The sequence below is a fragment of the Rubritalea squalenifaciens DSM 18772 genome (assembly GCF_900141815.1).
Classification (GTDB): Bacteria; Verrucomicrobiota; Verrucomicrobiia; order Verrucomicrobiales; family Akkermansiaceae; genus Rubritalea; species Rubritalea squalenifaciens.
On the sequence record NZ_FQYR01000003.1, the window covers coordinates 394,763 to 415,959 of the forward strand.

15 protein-coding genes, 1 tRNA gene and 1 pseudogene are annotated in these 21,197 nt (G+C 51.6%); 10 read left to right on the forward strand and 7 right to left on the reverse strand.

Annotated elements, in window-relative coordinates; translation table 11 throughout:
- The first annotated feature begins 55 nt into the window (after nucleotides 1-55).
- Nucleotides 56-994 (forward strand): chorismate-binding protein, encoded by a 939-nt coding sequence (locus BUB27_RS07070; protein ID WP_159434849.1) that lies wholly within the window; start codon nucleotides 56-58, stop codon nucleotides 992-994.
- A 186-nt stretch (nucleotides 995-1,180) separates the two neighbouring features.
- On the opposite strand, the gene miaB is transcribed toward BUB27_RS07070, so the two are convergent.
- Complete coding sequence (gene miaB, locus BUB27_RS07075; protein ID WP_143158867.1) at nucleotides 1,181-2,557, reverse strand: tRNA (N6-isopentenyl adenosine(37)-C2)-methylthiotransferase MiaB; 1,377 nt, start codon at nucleotides 2,555-2,557, stop codon at nucleotides 1,181-1,183.
- 201 nt (nucleotides 2,558-2,758) lie between these two features.
- Between miaB and BUB27_RS07080 the strand changes: the two genes are divergently transcribed.
- Nucleotides 2,759-2,830 (forward strand) — tRNA-Arg (locus tag BUB27_RS07080).
- 18 nt (nucleotides 2,831-2,848) lie between these two features.
- Here BUB27_RS07080 and BUB27_RS07085 read toward each other — a convergent pair.
- The 3 genes and pseudogenes from BUB27_RS07085 to BUB27_RS07095 form a co-directional block, all read right to left on the reverse strand.
- A complete protein-coding gene (locus BUB27_RS07085) occupies nucleotides 2,849-3,349 on the reverse strand; it encodes a hypothetical protein (RefSeq protein WP_143158868.1) in 501 nt (166 codons plus the stop codon).
- A gap of 16 nt (nucleotides 3,350-3,365) precedes the next feature.
- Nucleotides 3,366-3,647 (reverse strand): annotated as a pseudogene (locus BUB27_RS07090) (TlpA family protein disulfide reductase); the annotation flags it as partial.
- A 12-nt stretch (nucleotides 3,648-3,659) separates the two neighbouring features.
- On the reverse strand, nucleotides 3,660-4,340 hold the full coding sequence (locus tag BUB27_RS07095; protein ID WP_143158870.1) for a hypothetical protein: 681 nt from the start codon (nucleotides 4,338-4,340) through the stop codon (nucleotides 3,660-3,662).
- 134 nt (nucleotides 4,341-4,474) lie between these two features.
- On the opposite strand from BUB27_RS07095, the gene BUB27_RS07100 reads away from it, so the two are divergent.
- Nucleotides 4,475-5,683 (forward strand): glycosyltransferase family 4 protein, encoded by a 1,209-nt coding sequence (locus tag BUB27_RS07100; RefSeq protein WP_234991698.1) that lies wholly within the window; start codon nucleotides 4,475-4,477, stop codon nucleotides 5,681-5,683.
- On the opposite strand, the gene BUB27_RS07105 is transcribed toward BUB27_RS07100, so the two are convergent.
- The gene (locus BUB27_RS07105) at nucleotides 5,684-6,307 is read right to left on the reverse strand and encodes a c-type cytochrome (RefSeq protein WP_143158872.1); all 624 of its coding nucleotides are present in this window, start codon (nucleotides 6,305-6,307) and stop codon (nucleotides 5,684-5,686) included.
- Nucleotides 6,308-6,397: 90 nt separating this feature from the next.
- Nucleotides 6,398-10,687 carry a DUF7133 domain-containing protein gene (locus tag BUB27_RS07110; RefSeq protein WP_143158873.1) on the reverse strand — a complete coding sequence of 1,430 codons (4,290 nt, stop codon included), beginning with the start codon at nucleotides 10,685-10,687 and terminating at the stop codon, nucleotides 6,398-6,400.
- Between the two features lie 183 nt (nucleotides 10,688-10,870).
- Here BUB27_RS07110 and BUB27_RS07115 point away from each other — a divergent pair, with 183 nt between their 5' ends.
- From BUB27_RS07115 to BUB27_RS07135, 5 genes are all read left to right on the forward strand, one after another.
- On the forward strand, nucleotides 10,871-11,773 hold the full coding sequence (locus tag BUB27_RS07115; protein ID WP_143158874.1) for a polyphosphate kinase 2 family protein: 903 nt from the start codon (nucleotides 10,871-10,873) through the stop codon (nucleotides 11,771-11,773).
- A 151-nt stretch (nucleotides 11,774-11,924) separates the two neighbouring features.
- Entirely contained in the window at nucleotides 11,925-13,040 is a 1,116-nt protein-coding gene (locus BUB27_RS07120) for a porin (protein ID WP_143158875.1), read from the forward strand.
- Between the two features lie 53 nt (nucleotides 13,041-13,093).
- Nucleotides 13,094-13,651: an FMN-binding protein gene (locus BUB27_RS07125; protein WP_143158876.1), complete on the forward strand. Its 558-nt coding sequence runs from the start codon at nucleotides 13,094-13,096 to the stop codon at nucleotides 13,649-13,651.
- 42 nt (nucleotides 13,652-13,693) lie between these two features.
- Nucleotides 13,694-14,497, forward strand: a complete 804-nt coding sequence (locus BUB27_RS07130; RefSeq protein ID WP_143158877.1) for a PepSY domain-containing protein — start codon at nucleotides 13,694-13,696, stop codon at nucleotides 14,495-14,497.
- Nucleotides 14,497-15,498, forward strand: coding sequence for an FAD:protein FMN transferase (locus BUB27_RS07135; protein ID WP_143158878.1), 1,002 nt, complete (start codon nucleotides 14,497-14,499; stop codon nucleotides 15,496-15,498). The genes BUB27_RS07130 and BUB27_RS07135 overlap by 1 nt, the downstream gene beginning before the upstream one ends.
- Here the strand turns inward: BUB27_RS07135 and ligA are convergent.
- Nucleotides 15,476-17,683 carry an NAD-dependent DNA ligase LigA gene (gene ligA, locus BUB27_RS07140; protein WP_143158879.1) on the reverse strand — a complete coding sequence of 736 codons (2,208 nt, stop codon included), beginning with the start codon at nucleotides 17,681-17,683 and terminating at the stop codon, nucleotides 15,476-15,478. The genes BUB27_RS07135 and ligA overlap by 23 nt on opposite strands.
- 113 nt (nucleotides 17,684-17,796) lie before the next feature.
- Between ligA and BUB27_RS07145 the strand changes: the two genes are divergently transcribed.
- Nucleotides 17,797-19,197 (forward strand): MBL fold metallo-hydrolase RNA specificity domain-containing protein, encoded by a 1,401-nt coding sequence (locus BUB27_RS07145; protein WP_143158880.1) that lies wholly within the window; start codon nucleotides 17,797-17,799, stop codon nucleotides 19,195-19,197.
- Nucleotides 19,198-19,280: 83 nt separating this feature from the next.
- The gene (gene htpG / locus BUB27_RS07150; protein WP_143158881.1) at nucleotides 19,281-21,128 is read left to right on the forward strand and encodes a molecular chaperone HtpG; all 1,848 of its coding nucleotides are present in this window, start codon (nucleotides 19,281-19,283) and stop codon (nucleotides 21,126-21,128) included.
- The last annotated feature ends 69 nt before the right edge of the window (nucleotides 21,129-21,197 follow it).

Sequence of the window (21,197 nt, forward strand, 5' to 3'; positions counted from 1 at the left end):
TTCCGGGAGAGATTTTGCCCTTTTGGGTGTGAAGAATGGCAGGGTTAGGGTCGGCTTGGGACCGTTTTCTGAGGCTGAAGAGTGCCCGCGAGAGGGGGTAGCTTTTTATGTCAATGACTTCCAGTTATCCGATAGTCGGCCATGGAGAATCCCTAGCGAGGTAGTCGAGTTAAGTCTTGAGGATCTCAGCCAGGGAGATCTAGAGGTCGACTGGCAAGAGATGAGTGTTGAGGGCTTTGCCGGTGTCTTTACCGAAATTGGTGAAGCTATCCAGAGGGGGATCTTTGAGAAGTCCGTTCCTGTGGTCACTGAGATGGGCAAGATTACGGCTGGGTGTCCGGTGAGTCTGATTGGCAAGCTGGCTGGTGCTGGTGAGTCGTTTTACCCCTATGCTTGGGTTCACCAGGGTAAGGGCTTCTGCGGGCTGACTCCGGAGTTGCTGCTCCATTTGCGCAAAGGTCGGTTGAAAACGATGGCGCTGGCCGGCACGGCTAAAGCGGATGAAAAAACGATTTTCGCCTTCGATGAGAAAGAAATCAGGGAGCACGAGTACGTTGCTCAAACTTTGGTGGCAAGCTTGTCTGATATTGGCATGGTCAAACGGAGTACGCGCCGCGTCATGAATTTGGGCAGCCTAGTTCATTTTCATACGCCAATTGAAGTCTTCATGTATGGTGATTATCCTTTGGAGTATCTGGTGAGAAAAATGCACCCGACTCCGGCTCTGGGGCCTCTGCCAAGAACTGAGGAGACCATGTCCATGCTTGTGGACTGGAGGAAGCGTTTGGGCTGTCCCGCTTATTTTGGAGCACCCTTTGGGATATTTGATCATGGTGAGTTCCATGCAGTCGTCATGATCCGAGGCATTCACTGGTCAGGTGAGGAGATCATGGTTCCTTCCGGCTGTGGGGTGATTGAAGCATCACGCCTTACCAATGAATGGCGTGAACTTGGACTGAAGCGAGATGCCATCAAGCAGCGCTTCTCAATTTAGTTGCGAGCGGCAATTCAGCTGACCTATGCATGCTAAAGCTGGCAAGCTGGCTATCAATGAAGATTGCTGGATATTGCTTAGTATGCAGGAGGGAATGTTTTGTTAGAGTCTGAAGTGACGAAATAAAAACGGGAAGCATTTGCTTCCCGTTCTATAGGATTCAGATAGTTTGATGGCTGACGTAGCCTAGTGAATGACCGGTGTGCCGTAGAGGGTGAAGCCGGTAGACTCCTCTACTTTGACCGGGAAGATTTTGCCAGTCATGCGGTCGTGGTCGCCATTGAAGATCACAATCTTGTTCTGGCTGGTGCGACCGGAGAGAGTCTCCTTGTTGTTCTTGGAAGCTCCAGTGCAGAGAATTTCTTGTTCGGTGCCTACGAGGGCATCGTTCTTTCTGATCGCAATCTCGTTGACCACGGAGAGAAGGGCCTGGTTGCGCTCTTCCTTTACGCTTTCGGGAAGCTGGTTTTCCATTTCTGCTGCAGGCGTGTTGCGGCGAGGGGAATAGCGGAAGACGAAGGCGTTGTCGAATTGCAGGCGCTTGACCGTGTCCACGGTGTCTTGGAAGTCCTGCTCGGTCTCACCAGGGAAACCAACAATAATGTCTGTGGTGATGGCCATGTCAGGTCGGGCGGCCTTCATCTTTTCGCAGATTTCCACAAACTTCTCGTTCTTGTATGGGCGGCGCATAGCGCGCAAGATGGTATCGCTACCACTCTGCATCGGGAAATGGATGTGAGAGCAAAGTTTCGGTAAGTAGGTGAATGCGGCTACGAGATCATCGCGGTAACCGATCGGGTGAGGGGAAGTGAAACGGATACGCTCGATACCGTCGACGTCGCTGACCTGCTCCAGTAGTTGGACGAATGGTGACTTGCCGTCGATCTTGTCGAACTCGGTGCGGCCATAAAGGTTCACAATCTGACCGAGTAGGGTGACTTCTACCACGCCACGGTCACGGAGCTTCTTCACTTCCTCGACGATGTCGCTGATCGGACGGCCACGCTCTTTGCCTCGGGTGTCTGGCACGATGCAGTAGGAGCACTTCATGTTGCAGCCCTGCATGATGGAGACGAAGGAAGACGGATTGATATTTTCAGTGACGTGGTCACGGATCGTGTTCTGGGAACCTTCTTCTTCCTCGATGTCACAGACGGACTCACCGGTCATGGAGAGTTCGAGTTCGTCCATGCGGCGCTCGAGGCGCTTGGAGAGAATGCCGTCCACGTATTCAAAAACTTTGTGGTACTTCTGGGTGCCAACCACCACGTCAAGATGAGGAACGTTCTGGAAAAGCTCGGCACCGCGGGACTGAGCCATGCAGCCCATGAAGCCATACACCACGTGTGGCTTGCGGGCACGGTGTCTGGCCATGTGAGTCATCTTGCCGATGGCCTTTTGCTCAGCCTGATCACGAACGGAACATGTATTCACCAGGATGGCATCGGCATCGGATTCGTCTCCAGTGACGGTATATCCACCTTCTGTGAACATGCGGGCGACTTGCTCGGAGTCACGCTCGTTCATCTGGCATCCGTAGGTCTTGATGAATACTTTTGGCATAGTTGAAATTCGTTAATCGTTCAGCAATAAAAGGATAGCGTTCGTGGCGCAATCCGCGTCCGTGAGGACTGGGATATAGCGATGATTCGCCAGATTGCAAGTATCACCTTTATTTGTCTTTTCTCAAGGAGGGGCAGGGCGATTGATGACTTGCAATCTCGTTTTGAGGACACTAGCGTGCAGCCGCATTTGCGACTAAGCGCCCCGGTAGTTCAATGGATAGAACGAGGCTCTCCTAAAGCTTAGATCCAGGTTCGATTCCTGGTCGGGGTATTTTGTGATGTAGAAGTATTAAGGTACAAAGTCGATGCTGCCGCCGATGGCGACGAGAGCGGAGCGGCGAGTGAGCCTGAGCAGGGAACCCTTCATAGGGCCGGCTTTCTCGAGTGGGAGTTTGACGAGAATGCGTTCATTACCTTTGCTGTCGAAGAGTTTGAGTCTGGCGTGGCCGCTTTGGGCATCGTATTGGTAAACGATGAGTCCGTCATAGGCTTGATGAGTCTCGACTAGCTTGGCGACTTGTTTCTTGCTCGTGGGGGTGATGAGTGCCTTGAACGTATCTGGACTTTTGGGGACTCGGATGATTTTGACTGATCCTTCCCAAGGGAAACCGAGGGTTGCGCTCTGCAGGAAAATGATACGGGCATCATTTTGCAGCAGCTCGTAAAGCCGCTTGGAGATGGCCGGTTCCTCGCCAGGAGTGGCATTGATCATGCCGATAGCTGTTAGGCCTCTGGATCCGGCTGAGCTGAGTCCAGAGAGTAAGATATATAGAAGAAACAGTCGAGCCAAGGCCATATGGGGTAGATCAGAGTGATTTGATTTTCTCGATGCAACTGTGATGACCTCTGGCGATTTCCTTGCCGTTTTTGTCGATAAGGACATAGGAAGGAATGCCGCGTCCACCTAAGCTGCGGAGAGTGAGATTTTTTTGATCACCGGCGAGCACGGAGTAGAATGGAAACTTCTCACTCCTTGCCCAGTCGAGAGCGCTGTCTTCCTCCCTGTCTGCTGAGATCTGAACGAGTTCGACTTTATCGTTTGTCGCAATATCTGAGTTATAGAATTTCACCAACTGTGAAACTGATGCACGGCAAGGTGGTCACCAACTCGCGGAGAAATAGAGCAGGAAATATTCAGGATCCCCCTCGATGTCTTGCTTCTTGTAGCGTCTGCCTTGGAGAATCGATGTTTTGCCCTTGAGTTCTTTTAGTACTGCACTGTCGCCAGCTACTTTTTGTTCGGACTCTTTATGAAGGTAAGCGGTTCCTGCTGACTTTGAAAGCAGGGTCAGTTTCAGCTGCTTGGGGGAATCACCTACTTGCGCAGAGAGAACTGCAACGGAATCATCAAACTCCCAAGCGGTTCGCTTGTCTGTGATGCCCTCAGAGCTGATAGATGGCATTCTGCGGCCCACTTTTTTTGTGTTTTTGTCCAGCAATTGCTTCCAGACCTGAGTGGCATGGGAAAATTTTGTGTTGCTGATGGCCCCATTGTGCTCTGGGGAATAGATCAGCAGTTCGATGGACTGAGTTCCATCGGGAGCAGAATGCACGGACAGGCCTTGGATGCTCATGCCCATAAACTCTAAGTCTTCAGCACTACTGGATAGATAATCGTTGCCATCTTGTTGCCACTTATAGACGGGGAACTTTTTAGCAATGTCCTCAGTGGATAGGCTCCAGATATTCTTGTTGTAGGTGAGAGGGACTGCGTCTACCGCACCGTAAGCTTCAGCAAAGCTCAGGGTGAGTACAGTCGAGATGGTAAGATAGAGATGCATGAGAGAGTAAATCTGCAATGAGTAGCTGATATAGGCAAAGTATCGTTTCTGACGGATATCACCAGAGGAAATCGTATCTATTCATCTATTGGGTTGCTCTGGTGGAAGGTTACTGCAAGATGCCCGGATCAACGATGCCTCCGCAACCTGAGTCATATCCTTCTGTTCTCCATCTCTGCTGGGAGTTTCCTCCCAGGTTGGAAGGCGGTTTGGGGCAGGCTTGTGCGGGCCTTGTGTCGGCTTTGAAGGACTCGTTGTGGGTGAATGTGTTTTCTCCAGATGAGGGTGGCCATGTCTACGAGCCACTGATTTCTCAGGGAGTGAACAAGCGGGGCGTGGCTAATATCGGAACGTATCAGAACAGCTATGCCAATGTGGGAGATCTCAGAGGTATGGAGGATATGGAGAGCTTTTATCTGGCATTTCTCTCTGGGGACCCGTTAGGACTCGATCCGTTCTTGGAGCAGGTACTCAGGTTCAATCGCTCGGTTATCAATCGTCCAGAGAGTGATGTCCAGGTCGTGCATGCTCATGACTGGCTGAGCATTTTGGCAGGTGTGTGTCTGAAAAGGCGCTATGGCTGCAAGCTAGTATGGCATGTGCATTCGCTACAGAGTGATCGTGTAGGCTATCACGATCATGGCTTGATTTATCATTTGGAAAAATGGGGGGCGGAACAAGCGGACTGTATCGTCGCGGTCAGTCATTACACCAAACGTGTCCTCTGTGAAACTTATGCAGCATCACCTGAGAAGGTTCGCGTCGTTCATAACGGGATCGAGACTGAGCGTGGGCCGGTGACGCCTTTTGGTAGCCGGAAGAAGGTTTTATTCCTCGGGCGAATGACTGGCCAGAAGGCTCCTGAGTTTATGGTGGAGGTAGCCAGAGAGCTCCTGAGACATGAACCCAGTGCGCACATTATTTTGGCAGGCGAGGGAGAACGGCTGCCGGTACTGCGTGAAGTGGTGAATTTTAGAAAGCTGCAGGGAAGTATCCATTTTGTGGGGCGAGTTCATCCTGACCGGGTTCGCGGCCTGCTGGAGAACGTGGATGTGCTCTGCCTTCCCTCTTTGTCCGAGCCGTTTGGACTGGTGGCTTTGGAGGCGGCGATGGCGGGTGTGGCCGTGGTGATGTCTGATCGCTGTGGTGCATCCGAAGTGCTTTCCTCTGCCAGAGTGGTCAGGGAACTGCATCACTATGAATGGGCTGGTGCGATCCAAGAGATATTTGCTCAGGATCAGACAGGAGAAATTCGCCGGCAGGTACAAAAAGAAGCAGCGTCACGCTCGTGGCATGACGCAGCTGGAGAAATGATGAAGATCTATACTGATCTTGTCAGCTGATTATCTGCCTCGGCCAAGACCAGTGATCGCTGGGACAATGCAGAGACCAGCCCATGCCAAGAAGCCAATCACAAGGCCTGTGGTGATGGAGGAAGTGTGCTCCATGGAGCCGACTTTCTTGCTGTCCTTTGGTGCGTCTACAGAAGTTTCAGGGGACTCGGTGTCTGCAGATGTCTCTGTAGTGTCGGGAGTTTCTTCAGTTACGGTGCTAGGGTCGATGAGGTCAGCAACGGTGAGCATAGGTTTGCCCACTTCGCTACGCAGAGCTTTGACTTCGTCTGCAGAGACCGGACCAGAGTTGTTGCCGAAGTGGCTGCGGATATAGGTGAGAACTGCTGCGATTTCTTCGTCAGACTGGTTAGCAAGAGGAGCCATTACACTGTTGTACTCGACGCCTTTTACTTTGATTGGTCCGCTGAGACCACGAAGTTGAATACGAATGAGGTTCTCAACCGGACCGTTAACCCACTCTGACTCAGTGAGTGGAGGGAATGCTCCGGGGATGCCTTGGCCTTCAGCTTGGTGGCATGCTGCACAAGTTGCGTATACGGTTTTACCATCAGCAGCAAATGCGTTGGAAAGAGTCAGGGAAGTAAGTGCGATAAGGAGACTGATCGTTCTCATGGTGTCGGTGAATAAAATCTGACTGCTCAGTAGCCTCAGAACTACTGAGGTTCAAGGAAAATACCTCGCGATCACTGTCAGAGGTGGTTTCTACTCTTTTGGTTTTTTCAGATCTTCTGCTTTCAGCAATGGTTTCTTGGCCTCATGTCTTAATGCTTTGACCTGGTCTGGCGTGACGGCAGGGGCCTTGTTGCCGAAGTTACTGCGGATGTAGGTGAGTACTGCGGCGATTTCTTCGTCCGATTGTTGGGCCTGAGCTGGCATGACGTTGTTATACTCGACTCCTTTGACGGTGATTGGCCCCTGCAGGCCTCTCAGCTGGATGCGGATGAGGTTCTCGGCAGGTCCATTAACCCACTCGGATTCGGCGAGTGGGGGGAAGGCGCCTACGATTCCCTTGCCATCGTCTTGGTGACAGGCGGAGCAGCTGGCGAGATAGGTGCGCTTGCCCAAGTCCTCTTGCTTGGGTGTGGGCAATTTATCGATGTCCAGAGGGGAAATTACGGGGGGAAGGGATTTCGGTTTTCCAGTTTCATCGGTCAAGGTGGAGATGTACTCCAGCAGGTCTCTGATTTCACGCATGGTGAGTGTCTCTCCCATTGGAGGCATGGCAGACGGAGAAGTGGAGAAGGAGTCCAGCTCGTTTTTCTTGATCCGATGAACCAGTTCGCCCAGCTGTACGGTAAGACTCTGGTCGTCTTGATCGATCAAGGTGGCGCTGACGGATTTACCATTCTTGAATTTCAGAGAGACAGACCCGTATCCGGAGGCTAGCTGGGCGGAAGGTAGGACGAGTGCTGCGAGCAGATCCTCGCGGGAGCGGCGGTTCGCTACACCTGCCAGGTTGGGTCCTGCATTGCCGCCAGAGACGTGACCATACCCGATCTTATGGCAGCGCATGCACTGTGCGGAACCATGAGAATAATAGATGTTAGCGCCATTGCCTCCATGGCCTCCAAGAAGGGCGGAGCGGTATTTGTCAAGTGGGGACTGCTCCAGTTCGCTCACGTAGTTGGCAAGCGCTTCATTGGTTTGTGGATCGTTGATCGCTTTGGCTGCCTCCATGATTTCCAGAGTCGCAGGAGAGATTTCTTTTGCGCTCAGAGCTTTGGCTCCCTGGATGATTTTTTCCTTGGCTGCGGCAGATTTGCTTTTGCCTAACAGTGTCCAAGCTGTTTGTTGGACGAGAGGAGATTTGTATTCACATGCTTTAATAAGATAGGGCACCGCTTTGCTCGGGGCGGCATCGCTTAGACTTGAGAGGGCTTGAGCTGCCAGCTCTTCGATATCGGACTCGGCGAGTTCAGGGGCAATCCGAATCAGCGTGCTCTTATCTTGTGTTGCTAGAACGGACAGTGCGGAGCCGCGTACCGAGGGGCTATAATCCTGGTTAGTGGCAATGGAGGCGAGCTTCTGGGCAGTGATACTGCTGTCTGTGATTGAATAGCGATTCAGCAGGTGTAGTGAGGGGGCTACAATGAAGTCCTCTAATTCGACGAGCTTCGGGATAGCTTTGGTGAGGAGGGCGATGAGTTCCTCGGTACTGCGTTCTGGCAGCGGTGCGTATTTTCCCAGAGCCTGATTGACGGGGAATGGCTTTGCCCACTCATCCAGTAGTCTGATCGCTTCAATCCTTTGGTTTTGATCACTGTTAGCATCTGAAGCAAATGTGATCAGTCTCTGGATGTTTTCTTTGCCGCCGACTCGGTAAGCCGCATGGATGAGACGACGTTGCATCATAGGGGTGAGTGCATGAGGTGAGCCGTTTTGGTTGTCAGCAGAAACTGGGAGGAGTTCGCAGAGCGCGGGCATCAGTTCTGTAAGTTCCTGATCAAAAATGGCTCGGATGGCTGCATAGTGAATGCGCTGGTCAGAATCCTTCAGAAACCTGCTCAGGCTGGGGTGATGTAGGTGGCGAAGTGCCAAAACGGCAGCCAGACGGACATTGACGGAATCGTGGGAGCTGAGTTCCGCGAGCTGCTCTGCGGTGGAGTTGTTTTTTAGGGCGAGTGCTGAAGCATTGAGAAGATAGGGATCCACATCTTCCATGTTCTTGAGCATGAAACGTAGGCGGATGTGTGCATCCGGATCCTTGTGCTTGGTCAGACCGATGGCGGCAAAAAGCCTGACCCTGGGGGAATTGTCCTGCAGATTTTCGCGTAAAACGAGCCCCTGCTTCTCGATGGTGTGAGGGATGTCTCCAAGGCAGCGCAGGGCTTGGGCTTTCAGCTCCGCATGCTTGGAATGCATGGCGAGAGAAATGAGCGGGCCGCCAGCTGAGTACTGAGCATCGGCGTGCTTGCGGGCAATGATACCAAGTCCCCAAGTCGCGTGAAGAGCTGGAATGATCTTCTCTTCTTTTTCAAACTTGGCGAGTGAGTCGGCAAGCAGTTGGATTTCCTTCCTTTCCGCCAGACAGATGTGCGCTCTTGTTCTGAGGCGCAGGTCGGGGTGCTCTAACAGACTGACTAATCTCTCCGAGGGGAGCTTGTGAATACCCTGCTTGATTAGTGAGGAGACTTCGGCAATGTGATCGGCATTGACGGGCTTGTCAGCGGTGATGGTGTAGAGACGGCCAGCTGCGTGGGTGCTCCAGCCTCCCACAAAATCCGAGACATAGACCTTCCCATCGTATCCGTACTCGACATCAGTCACCGCCGCACCGCGATTAAACTTCTTGGCAGAGGTGACTTTCATGCCTGCTCCATCGGGCTCGATCGCAAAGCCGAGAATTTCGCTGTAGGCTGCCGAGCCGCGATAGTCACAAACGAGGAAATGGTTTTGAAAGTCTGGATGAGCCCCCGTGCCTGGATCGAAAGTCAGGCCTGAAGGGCCATTGGTTAGGTTGAGAATGGGAGGGAGGATTGATAACGGCTGCGAGTCATTTTCTGGCTGCCACATTTTCTCCTGCATCCAGCGGTTGATCGGTCTATTCTCAAGTCCTGCTGTGCGGTGAAAGGAGTGGAGAACCTGGTGGCCCATGCGCCAGCCTGAGTCGCCGCCATCCATCACGTAGACGATGCGGGCGAGGTCTCCCTGGTCGGAGTTGTTATCCACTGTGATGGCATTGCCATATTGATCAAAGGCGATCTCCTTGGGGTTTCTCAGGCCGGTGTGAACGACTTCCATATTGGAGCCATCCGGTTCGAAGCGGATCACTGCGCCTTGCCCCGGATACACGTAGTGTTTGCCTTCCTTGGTTTTGAGATTGAATCCCCGGTCACCGATCGTGCCATAGATACGACCGTCGGGGCCAAGGGCAAAGCCGTTCAAGTCGTGGCCAGAGAAGGACACGCGGACCCCGAAACCTTCTTGGAGAGATTCACGTTTCTCTGCGACCCCGTCTTTGTCTTCGTCTTTGAGTGCCCAGATGTGGGGAATGCAGGCAAAATAGGTGGTGTCTCTATACTGAAAGATGCCGGCAGCCGTACCGTCCAAGGGATGGTTGAATCCGTCTGCGTAGATGTTGTTGGAGTCGAGAGTGCCGTCGTTGTTAGAATCGAAGATGCGGCGTATTTTTTCCGCGTTCTTGGTGTAATGCTCTACTGGGTGCTTGTGGTACCAGCGCTTGTACATCGCCATGCGGTCTGCGGTGGTCTGGCTGGCAATGTCCTCGAGAATCCAGTAACGGCGGTGGCGGTTGTCATCAATGCCTTGCTCGTTCATGAAACGCCAGGTTTCAGTGACCAGCCAATCCCCGGATTCGGTTGGGCAGATGGCTGTAGGGGAGGTAAGACCGTGCGAATCATGGTCGGCAATCACCTCGAGTTTGCTGTTTGCTGGAATCTCCAGATTTGGGAAATCTGTTGAGGGTACCATTTCATTGGTCACCAGGATATCCGAGTGAGTTGCCGGAAAGGGGTAGGCTGGAGAGTCACTGAAGACGATGTGGTCCACCATGATATATCCATCCTTCTGCTCGGAGGAATCAATGATTTTGATTTGAGCTTTCTTGTCCTTTAGGTCCCTAACATCCCAGACTTGAGCGATGAATTTAGCCGAACCTTCTCCCGGAGTGGAACGGAGCACTTGTCCGTCGACTATCAATTGAATCGCGGCAGCTTTACCGTCTTTAGCTCCTGCTACGAGAAAGTGAATGTAGTTTTTGCTGAGCTTGAACTCAGGTGAGGTCAGGCTACCAGTGGAAGTGCCGTCGGGATGATAGGAGGATGCGAAGCCATTCTGAGAGAAGCCATCCACCAGACTTTTCAACTCTCCAATGCCACCAGCTGCTGGAGCCTTTCCAAAAGCAAGGCCCTGTGTTGACCAGGTGCCAAATCCATCGCCCTCAAATGTGGTAAAGATTTCATCAGCAGCCGGACAAGGCTGCGTAATGGAGAGGCTGAGAGTAAGGATGGAAAGGGTTTTTCGAGTGCTCATAATGCGTAGATAGGGAATGAGGGTGCCTCTAATTCGTAGCAAGTTCACGACCTTTTGAGGATCAATTTTACGAATGAATTTGTGAAATCTTACTGTTGAGAGCCAAAGGTGAATGTGCTGGATGATTTTAGCTGTATCATGATCACTTTGTGTTAGTCTAGTTTTCTACGAGCGTGTTGATCCATGAAGATTTATAGAGATTTGTTTAAAAAGCTGGCCCATCAGTACCGTGTTAGTGATCCTGATAGCTTTAATTTGAAGGATGTTGATCCCAAGGATACTGGAGGTCTGGAGGGGGGTGACAAGGATGAGGCTAAGAAGGTGCTGGAGGATGCGAAGCATGAGCTCCGGGATTTGCAAAACGTGCTCTATGCCGATGACAAGTGGTCCATCCTGTTGATTTTCCAGGCCATGGATGCTGCGGGCAAGGATAGCACGATCGAGCACGTGATGACCGGGATCAATCCCCAGGGATGCCAAGTTTCCTCCTTCGGGGTGCCCGGCCCGGAGGAAATGGAGCATGATTTCATGTGGCGCTGTATCAATAAGCTGCCTCAGCGGGGAAGAATCGGTATTTTCAACCGATCCTATTACGAGGAAACGCTCGTGGTGAGAGTGCATCCTCAGATCCTAGAGGGCCAGAAATTGCCTGATCAGTTCAAGCGTGAGGAGATCTGGCAGGAGAGGTTTGAGGATATCCGAAATTTTGAGAAGTATCTGGCGCGCAATGGCACTCTCATTCTCAAGTTCTTCCTTCATGTCTCCAAGGAGGAGCAGAAGAAGCGCTTGCTGAGACGCTTGGACCGCCCCGAAAAGAACTGGAAGTTTAATGTCAATGATGTCCATGAAAGGCAACTCTGGTACAACTATCAGATGTGCTACGAGGAGATGATTAAGGAGACTTCCACTGAATATGCCCCTTGGTTTGTGATTCCAGCAGATCACAAGTGGTTCACCAGGAGTGTGGTGGCGAGTGCTGTGGAGCAGGCTATCGAGTCCCTCAATCTACAGTATCCTAGGCTGGAGCACCACGATCACGAAAAGATCAAGCGTGGTCGTGATTTGCTCGAAAACGAAGACGATTGATTGTCCATCTCAGAATCTGGTTGTTTTAGGTGACTAAATTTTATTCAAAAAAGTTATTGTAATTGAGATTCAGTCTCGATAAGGAGGCGGCGCAGAAACGGTGAGACTGAAAAAGTCTCATGGGAAAACGCTAACTGATACGATTATTACAATGACTAAAAACTTTATCCGTGTTGGAACTGTCGGCCTAGGTCTCGCAGGAATGGTGCAGGCTCAGAACGAGGCTGACGCGCTTGATCAATCTTTCATGGCTTCCGATAAGCCTATGACCAGCATGAGCAGCTTGGCTGATCGCGTCAGCTTCGGATCATACGGTGAATTTCACGCACAGTTTGGTGATGGCGACGACAATGTTGATCTGCACCGCCTCGTCTTGCTGGCGAATCTTCAGATCACAGACAAGCTGAAGTTTGTTACTGAGACTGAGTTTGAGCATGCTCTCTATCACGCGATGCAGGGAGACAAGAGCACTGATTTGAAAATCGAAATCGAGCAGGCTTACTTCAATTATGCACTCAATGACAGCTTGGACATCAATGCAGGTATCCAGCTGATTCCTGCTGGCATCATCAATGATGTTCACGAGCCGACTACTTTCTACGGTGTAGAGCGTCCAAATGTAGAGAAGTACATCATTCCTACTACTTGGTGGGAAGCTGGTGTAGGTATCGTTAAAAAGTATGACAGTGGTCTTCAGATCGACGTGCTTGCCCACACAGGTCTTGATATGACAAGTGAGGGTTATGTTCGTTCAGGTCGTCCAAAACTAACGAAGTCTGACTATGAGCAAACGAATAGCTGGGCAGTAACAGCACGTGCTAAGTACACAGGTATCGCAGGTGTTGAGCTGGCAGGTACAGTTCAGTACCAATACGATGCTTCCAGTGAAGTTTCAGGCAACCAGTCTTCTATCCTTACCGAAGCTCACGCCATTTACCGTAAAGGTGGCTTCCAGTTCAGAGCTCTAGGTGCATACTGGGACCTCGACAACTTTGATGCTGGTGACTCTAATGATGCTCAGTGGGGTTACTACCTTGAGCCATCCTATGCAATCGACACTGACTATGGTCGTGTAGGTGCCTTCACTCGTTTCAGTCACTACGACTATGTCAATAGCAGCAGCGAGAGCACTCAGATTCGTGAGTACGCAATCGGTGTGAACTACTGGCCAACTGACGAACTCGTCTTCAAGGTTGACTATGTAAATGCAGACAAGCCTGGCAAGAATGATGAGAACATCAATCTTGGCTTCGGTTGGTATTTTTAATGGATGTTTGTTATGGTCTCTTCTGACTAGTTTCAGAAGAGACCATCTTCTCTATGAAGTACAGACTTCAACAATTATCAAAGCAGTCCATCCGTGAGAATCTCTTGCGGGTGGTATTGCTATTTGGGGTAGCACTGTTGTGCATGCCCGCCACTTTGTCGGCTGCGACCACCTACGAAAAGCCATCTGATTATCTCAAGAGGCATTTCGGTGCGATCCCGAAAACCAAGGCGGTGTCTCTCCAGAGTAAAGACCTCAAGCGGCTGAATGCCATCATGGGGCACAGCTTTGGCCAGAAGCAGGTACGTTACTGGGAGAGTGGTGGTAAGAGAGTTTGGATCCTCAATGAGATCGGGAAAACCGAGCCAATCACCACGGCCTATCTGGTAGAGTCAGGCAAGATCACCGAGGTCAAGGTCCTCGTCTACCGTGAGAGTCATGGTTGGGAAGTCAGTCGACCATTTTTCACCAAGCAGTTCAAGGGTGCGACTTTGAAAGGCAATGAACTGAGCACTGATATTGATGGGATTGTAGGGGCAACCTTATCTGTGCGAGCTCTCAAAAAAATGGGAGCGGCAGCTCTCTATTTAAATAGTCTGGTCAGCAAGTAATAGCTTGTTAGTCTGTGCCCGGCCAGCAACCGCGGATATCAGATGGGTCACTCAGCAAAACATAAGAAGAACAAGACCCGCCACAAAGGGGAGGCTCATTCGGGCAAGAAGCGTAAACAGCGCCTGTCCAGAAGAGGTCACCGATGGCTTGGATTGTTGCTGGCCTTGCCTCTGACTTGGGTACTTCTCACTGGTGTGGTATTGAATCATGCTGATGACTGGGGACTGGAGACTAGGAAAGTATCCTCTTCTTGGGTGCTGAATGCTTATGGTATGAGCCCTGAGGGGCAGCCAAAGGGGCTGGAAGTTGATGGAGTTTGGGTGGCAGAATGGGATGGTGTCTTTTTAGTCGATGGGACCAGTCATTCTTTGAATGGTGCTTTACGAGGTGCAGTTAGAGATGGAGATGGGCTGGCTGTGGTGACAGATCAAGCAGTGTTGCGAGTGGATGCCGATGGAGAAGTGATCGAGACACTTGGGGAGTTGAGTCTCCCGATGCCGCCTATTCTGGCTGTGACTCAGACAGCCGAGGGCGTTTATTTGAAGAATACCGAGGGCTGGCACCTCATGGATTCCGCATGGCTCAACTTCGGGCTGGTAGAAGGTAAGGAGCTTTCCCCGCAAGCAGTGGAGGTAGTGCAGGATGCCGCTACGCTAGATACTCTCAGAAGTTCTTGGGCTGGTGGCGGTGTGCCGGCTTCCAGACTGGTGCTGGATCTACATGCGGGACATTTTCTGGGTGCGTTTGGAGCTTATTTTTATGATTTTGTGGCTCTGTGTACCTTGGTTCTGATTGTGACCGGGGTGATTCTTTTCTACCGCAAGCCAAGACGGAACCGAGGGTGATGGATAAAGTCGACAGACGCCATTGGCTTAAGGGGCTAGGGGCATCATGGCTTCTGGCAAGCTGTTCGAGAAACTCCGAAACGAGAGAGTCGCAACAGTCACGAGCCAAGGAACCTGATTTGAGTCAGCACCATGTCTGGTCTGGGATCGGATTCGGTATAGAAATGTCCATGGAGCTGTACGGGGTCGATACCGAGGCCGGTGAAGCCTATGGACTGCTCCTGGAGGAGGTCATTGCTGGCTATGAGGCGGCCTTTTCTTTTTATTCAGAATATTCGGAAGTTAACCGTCTGAACCGTGAACGGAAGCTCGAGGAAAGTTCGGAGCTGTTTCGTTCCGTCGTCAAGAAGGCGCGCCTTCTTGAAGGGCGTACACTGGGCTATTTTGAGCCAGGAATCCAAGGCTGGCTCAAGTATATCTCTGATGGAGGCAGTGAGGGGGATGGTGAGTGGTTAGCATTCACCCATGGGGCCCGGATGGAGAATTTGAAGCTCATGCCCGGCGGAGCTTTTGAGATACTTGATGAGAACTTCGGGCTTAACCTGAATGCTATCGTTCAGGGGTGTCTCGCTGATTCAATGGCGGATATTTTGCGGAAGGATAAAGTGCCGTCTGGCATCCTTCATCTGGGCGAAACCTATGCTTTGGGTGGCCACCCAGAGGACAGACCTTGGAAGCTGGGAGTGATGGGGCGTGAGGATCTCGTGGGCTACGTAGAGCTTCAGGATGCGGGACTGGCCGTCTCTCGCACTGGAAAAGACAGAGATTTACTCGATCCGGTGCATGCCCGTCTTGTTCGAAATGACCGGGTTGTCGCGGTTATCTCTGGAGAGGGAGCCGCTACCGCAGATGCCTTTGCCACAGCCTATGCTGTGGCAGACAAGGAAGACTGGGAGAATCTTTATGAGAATCTTGCCAAGTCAGAAGCTGCAAGTGTGAAGCTCTGGGAGGATGGTGCGCTGGTATTTGAGCGGCAGGCTAAGCTGAAATCAGAACGTTGAAGGCCTCTTCAGAAAGCACGGTGACTCCAAGTGCTTCTGCCTTCTCTGCCTTGGATCCGGCTTTCTCACCAGCTAGCAGATAGTCGGTATTCTTCGAGACGGAGCCTGATACTTTACCCCCTAGAGATTCGATCTGCTTTTTGAAATCAGGTCGTGGTCTGGACAAGGTGCCTGTGATCACAAAGGTTTTCCCAACTAGCGGCATGTCAGAGGTGTCAGCTTCGGCTGGCTTAGGCATGTAGTTGTCCGATGCCGGGTTGATACCGAGTGAGTGGAGTTTTCCAATCACGTCTTGTCCCGCTTCAGACTTGAAGAAATCCCTCAGGCTGGCAGCGGCTACTGGGCCGAAACTGTCGTCGATCTTGAGTTCGGCAAGTAGTGGGTGATTCTCTTTCTTCCTCTTGGAGACGGAGAGTTCGGTGTAGTTAGGGAGTTCCGCTAAGGCTTCGATCAATTCACTGTTAGGGATGTCCGTAAGTTTCTCATGGAGGCGGGACACTTCCTGGGCAGCCGATTCGCCGATGTTGCGAATGCCCATGGCGTAAAGCCAGAGTGAGAGGGGTTTGCTCTTTGCTGCTTCCAGGGATTCGAGGACTTTGCTTGCTCGTTTCTCACCAAAGAGGCGTGGCTCAAACTTAGTTCCCAAATTGAGTTCAGTCAGGGTGAGGAGGTCGAGCTTGAACAAATCGAGTGGTGTTTTCACCAGTCCGTCTCTGACGACTGCTTCAGCGACCGAGGTGCCTACACCATCGATGTCCAGAGCCTTACGTGAGGCGAACTGCTTAATGCCAGTCACCGCTTGTGCGGGACAGGCGAAGTTCGTACAACGCCAGGCAACCATGCCTTCTTCCTGCGAAATAGGGCCGTGGCAAGACGGGCATTTGCCATCGACGGCATTGAACAGGGAATATGGTTGGGAGTCGCTTGACCGTTTTTCGGTGAGTACTTTGACGACGGCCGGGATGATTTCACCGGCTTTCTCGATAATCACATGATCACCAATGCGAACATCTTTACGGTCAATTTCGTCCTGATTATGAAGGGTAGCACGGGAGACAGTCGTGCCGGAGACGAGTACGGGTTCGAGTTCGGCGACGGGTGTGAGAACGCCAGTGCGGCCTACCTGAATGGTGATATCTTTGAGCAAAGTCTCAGCTTGTTCTGGCAGGAACTTGTAGGCTGCAGCCCAGCGCGGTGCACGTGAGGTGAAGCCTAGTTTTTCTCGGTCGGCACGAGACAGAACTTTGACGACGGCACCGTCAGTTGCATAGTCGTATCCATGACGTTCTTCATTGAGCTGGGAGACTGCTTTCAGAAGTGAGTCGAGGTTTTTAGCGTGCCACACCGGGTGGTTGCGAGAAATAGAAAGCTCATCAAGTAGCGAATGGAAGGCGTCTTCCGTGGCTAGTTCCGGTCCATCATAGGCTCCCAGACCATGAGCTAGGAAGGCTAACGGACGCTTGGCGACTTCGCGGGAATCCAATTGTTTGAGGGTGCCGGCAGTCGCGTTACGTGGATTGGCAAAGGTTTGCAGGCCGGCCTCGTCACGCTCTTCATTCATCTTGGCGAAGGCTGAATTCGGCATGAAAATTTCACCGCGTACTTCTAGGAGTTCAGGAGCGTCTCCTGTTAGGGTGAGTGGGATGGAACGAATGGTGCGGACGTTCTCGGTGATGAGGTCGCCGCGTTTGCCGTCGCCACGAGTGGCCGCGTAGTCAAGCTTGCCATTACGGTAAACGAGCGAGACCGCCACACCATCGAGTTTCGGCTCAACGGTGACCGGGATATGCTCTTGCCCCAGGTTTTTCTGTAGGCGTTTGTAGAAGGCGATGAGTTCCGTTTCTCGAGGTGTGCCTTCGGGCTCTTTCTCGAGTTGTTCGTCGGAAAGCTCGAAGACATCATCAATGGAGAGCATCGGGATCAGGTGTTCGACTGATTCAAAGGCATCAAGTGGTGCGCCACCGACGCGCTTGGTGGGAGAGTTCGGGTCTGCCAGCTCAGGATGAGCCTTTTCCAGGTCTTCCAGTTCCCGGTACAGCTTGTCGTACTCCGCATCAGAGATCTCAGGGGTCGCCTCTTGATAGTAGAGCTTATTGTGATGGTCGAGCTCCTTGGCCAGTTGAGCCATACGTGCTGCGGGGTCGTTCTCAGATTTGGTAGCTGCGTGCGTAAAAAGGTCGTCCATCGTGATCGTTAAAGTCTCGCGCGAGCATCGGTGCTGGGAGTCATTCTTTCAAGCGAAAGAGTCAGGATAAATATTTCTGGCCACATCATGCATCTGGGTTAGGCTTGTTAGGTATGAAGTTGAAATTTTGCGGAGCTGCAGGCACGACAACAGGTTCTCAACACCTGCTTGAGGTAAATGGTCAGAAGATTTTGCTGGATTGCGGATTGTACCAAGGGCGCAGGCATGATGCCTACGAGGTGAACTTGCATTTCCCGCATTTTAATCCAGAGGACTTGGACGTTGTGGTGCTCTCTCACGCACACATTGACCACAGTGGTAACTTGCCCAATCTCTGTAAGAAGGGCTTCTCCGGAAATATTTTCGCGACCTTCGCGACACGAGATCTCTGCCAGATCATGCTGGCGGACAGTGCACGCATTCAGATGAGCGATGTCGAATGGCTGAACAAGAAGCGGGTAAAGAGAGGTGAGGAACCCTTGGAGCCACTCTACAATGAGCAGGATGCCGAGATGTGCATGCGCCAGTTTGTGAACATTGGATATCACCGTCCCATCATGATTGCGAAAGGGGTTACAGCGACCTTTATCGATGCCGGGCACATCTTAGGTAGTGCTCAGGTGGTGCTGGATATCGAGGATGAGGATGATGGGAAGAAGAAGCGACTTCTGTTCTCTGGTGATGTGGGAAGAGGCAATAATGATATCTTGAGAGATCCCGAGACTTGCGAGGATGTGGACTATATCCTGATGGAGGGTACCTATGGCGGCAGGGAGCACGCTCTTGGTACTCAAGCGGATGACCGCATCGCAGATATTCTTAACAGGGCAATTGAGCGAGGCGGTAAAATTATCATCCCGGCTTTCGCAGTGGAGCGTACCCAGCAGTTGCTCTACGTGCTGCATCAGCTTTTCGTGGAGAAAAAGATCCCTGAGCTGCCTGTATTTGTGGATAGCCCATTAGCGGTGAATGCTACGGAAATTTTCCGCCTCCATCCTGAGTGCTTCAATCAAGAGATCTACGATTTCTTGTTTGAGAAGCGTGACCCTTTCGGGTTTGAGGGGCTGACTCTGGTGCGTTCCGTGACGAATTCTAAAGAGCTCAACCGACGCAAGGACCAGGTAATTATCATTTCAGCTTCCGGTATGTGTGAGGCTGGCAGGATCCTGCACCACCTCAAGAACGAGATTGAGAATCCGAAGAATACGGTTTTGTTTGTAGGCTACTGTGCGGAACAGACCTTGGGCTGGAAAATTCGTGAAGGCTGGAAAGAGGTGCCGATCTTTGGCCAGAACTACCGGGTGAATGCTACGGTTGAGATCATGGACTCCTTCTCAGGTCACGCGGATCATTCTGAATTGCTGGATTACTTCCACGGAATCAAAGGCTCAAAGCAGAAGGTGTTCTTGGTTCACGGGGAAGTAGATAGGCTGGAAGCATTCCGTGATGCTCTGACTGCGGAACATCAGGGACATGTAGAGATTGGTGTGTTGGGGAGTGAAGTCGATCTCTAAGGCATGGAAGAATGGGACGCTTAGGACTTGAAACGAGGCGTTGAGGCCTTATTTTTCCGCCGACTAAGCGTCACATTTTCATTATGTCTACAGCAGAAGTTCAACAACATGGGTTCCAGGCAGAGGTAAAACAGCTCCTGGATATCGTCATTCATTCACTTTATACTGACCGCGAAATCTTCATTCGTGAGTTGGTGTCAAATGCTTCGGATGCACTCGAAAAGTTGCGCTTGAAGCAGCTGACTGAGAAAGGGATCTACAAAGCGGATCTACCACTCGAAATCACCATCACTACTGATGAGGATGCGAAGACCTTGACTATTGCAGATCACGGTATCGGCATGACTCGCGAGGAACTCCAGCAGAACCTCGGAACCATTGCTCACTCTGGCACCAAGGCGTTCTTGGAGCAGCTCAAGGAGAAGGGGGAGAACAATGCGGATGTGATTGGTAAGTTTGGTGTTGGTTTTTACAGCGCCTTTATGGCTGCTGATGAGGTAGAGGTGTACACTCACTCCTGGCAGGAAGATGCTGAAAATCTCAAGTGGACCAGCGATGGTGCAAGTGGCTACAGCGTGGAGGCTGTCGACGAGCAAGCCCGCGGCTGCAAGATCGTCATCAAGCTCAAGGAAGGTCAGGAAGAATTTGCCAAGGCTGAGCGAGTAAAGGAGATCCTTGAGAAGTACTCTAACTTTGTCACCTTCCCAATCAATCTGAATGGTGAGCGCGTTAACAAGGTGGAAGCTCTCTGGATGAAGTCCAAAAGCGACGTCACCGAAGAGGAGTACAAAGAGTTCTACAAGTTTGTCTCCCACGCCTGGGACGAGCCAACCTACACCATGCACTTTAGTGCTGACGCTCCTCTGGCAATCAACTCTCTCCTGTTTGTTCCGGGTGAAAACCAGGAGCAGTTCGGCATGGGGCAAATGGAGCCAGGTGTGGCACTCTACTGCCGTAAGGTGTTGATCGACCCCAAGCCTAGCAAACTACTGCCTGAGTGGCTACGCTTCCTGCGCGGTGTGATCGATAGCGAGGACCTTCCGCTGAATATTTCCCGCGAGTCCATGCAGGATAGTGCGCTCATTCAGAAGTTGAACAAGCTGATCACCAAGCGCTTCCTCAAGTTCCTCGAGCGTCAGGCCAAGGATGATACGGAGAAGTACGAAGGCTTCTACAAGAAGTTCAGCCGCTTCCTGAAAGAGGGGATCGCGACCAGCTTCGAACATCAGGAGCAACTTGCTGGCTTGCTTCGCTTCGAGTCCACTATGACGGATGCAGGAAAGCTTACTTCCATGAGCGAGTATCTGGATCGTGCCAAGGACGGTCAGGAAGAGATTTACTACCTTGTAGGTAACTCACGTGAGCTACTTGAGAAGGGCCCCTATCTTGAGGCTTTCAAGGCTCGCGGTCTTGAAGTTATTCTCTTCACCGACGGAGTGGATCAGTACGTGATGGATGCTCTTCCTGAGTTCAAAGGGAAGAAATTCGTTGCAGCTGACCGGGCTGACATCGACCTCGAAGATATGGACGCAGAAGGAGAGGCTCTCGATGAGGCATCACTCAAAGGTCTCACTGACTGGCTTGGTGAAACCCTTGGCGAGCGTGTCGAAAAAGTCGAAGCAGGCAAGCGATTGGTGAATAGCCCGGTTGCAGCACTGGCTCCAAAGGAGGCACCCAACGCCCAGATGCGTGCTATGATGAAGGCGATGGGGCAGGAATTACCTGAGCCTAAAGTGACTCTCGAAGTGAACCCTCGTTCTGAAGTGATCAAGAATCTGGCTGGTCTCAAGGACCGTGATACTGAGTTGGCAGGCATCGTAGCTCAGCAGCTCACAGATAATGCCCTACTGGCCGCAGGCCTGCTGGAGAATCCTCAGGAAATGGTAGGTCGCCTCAACGATTTGCTTTCCAGAGTGTCATCTGAGAAGTAACTTTAAGCTTTCCTTTTACGAAGACAATTTCCAAGCGGTCACGAAGTGACCGCTTTTTTATTGGCCCGT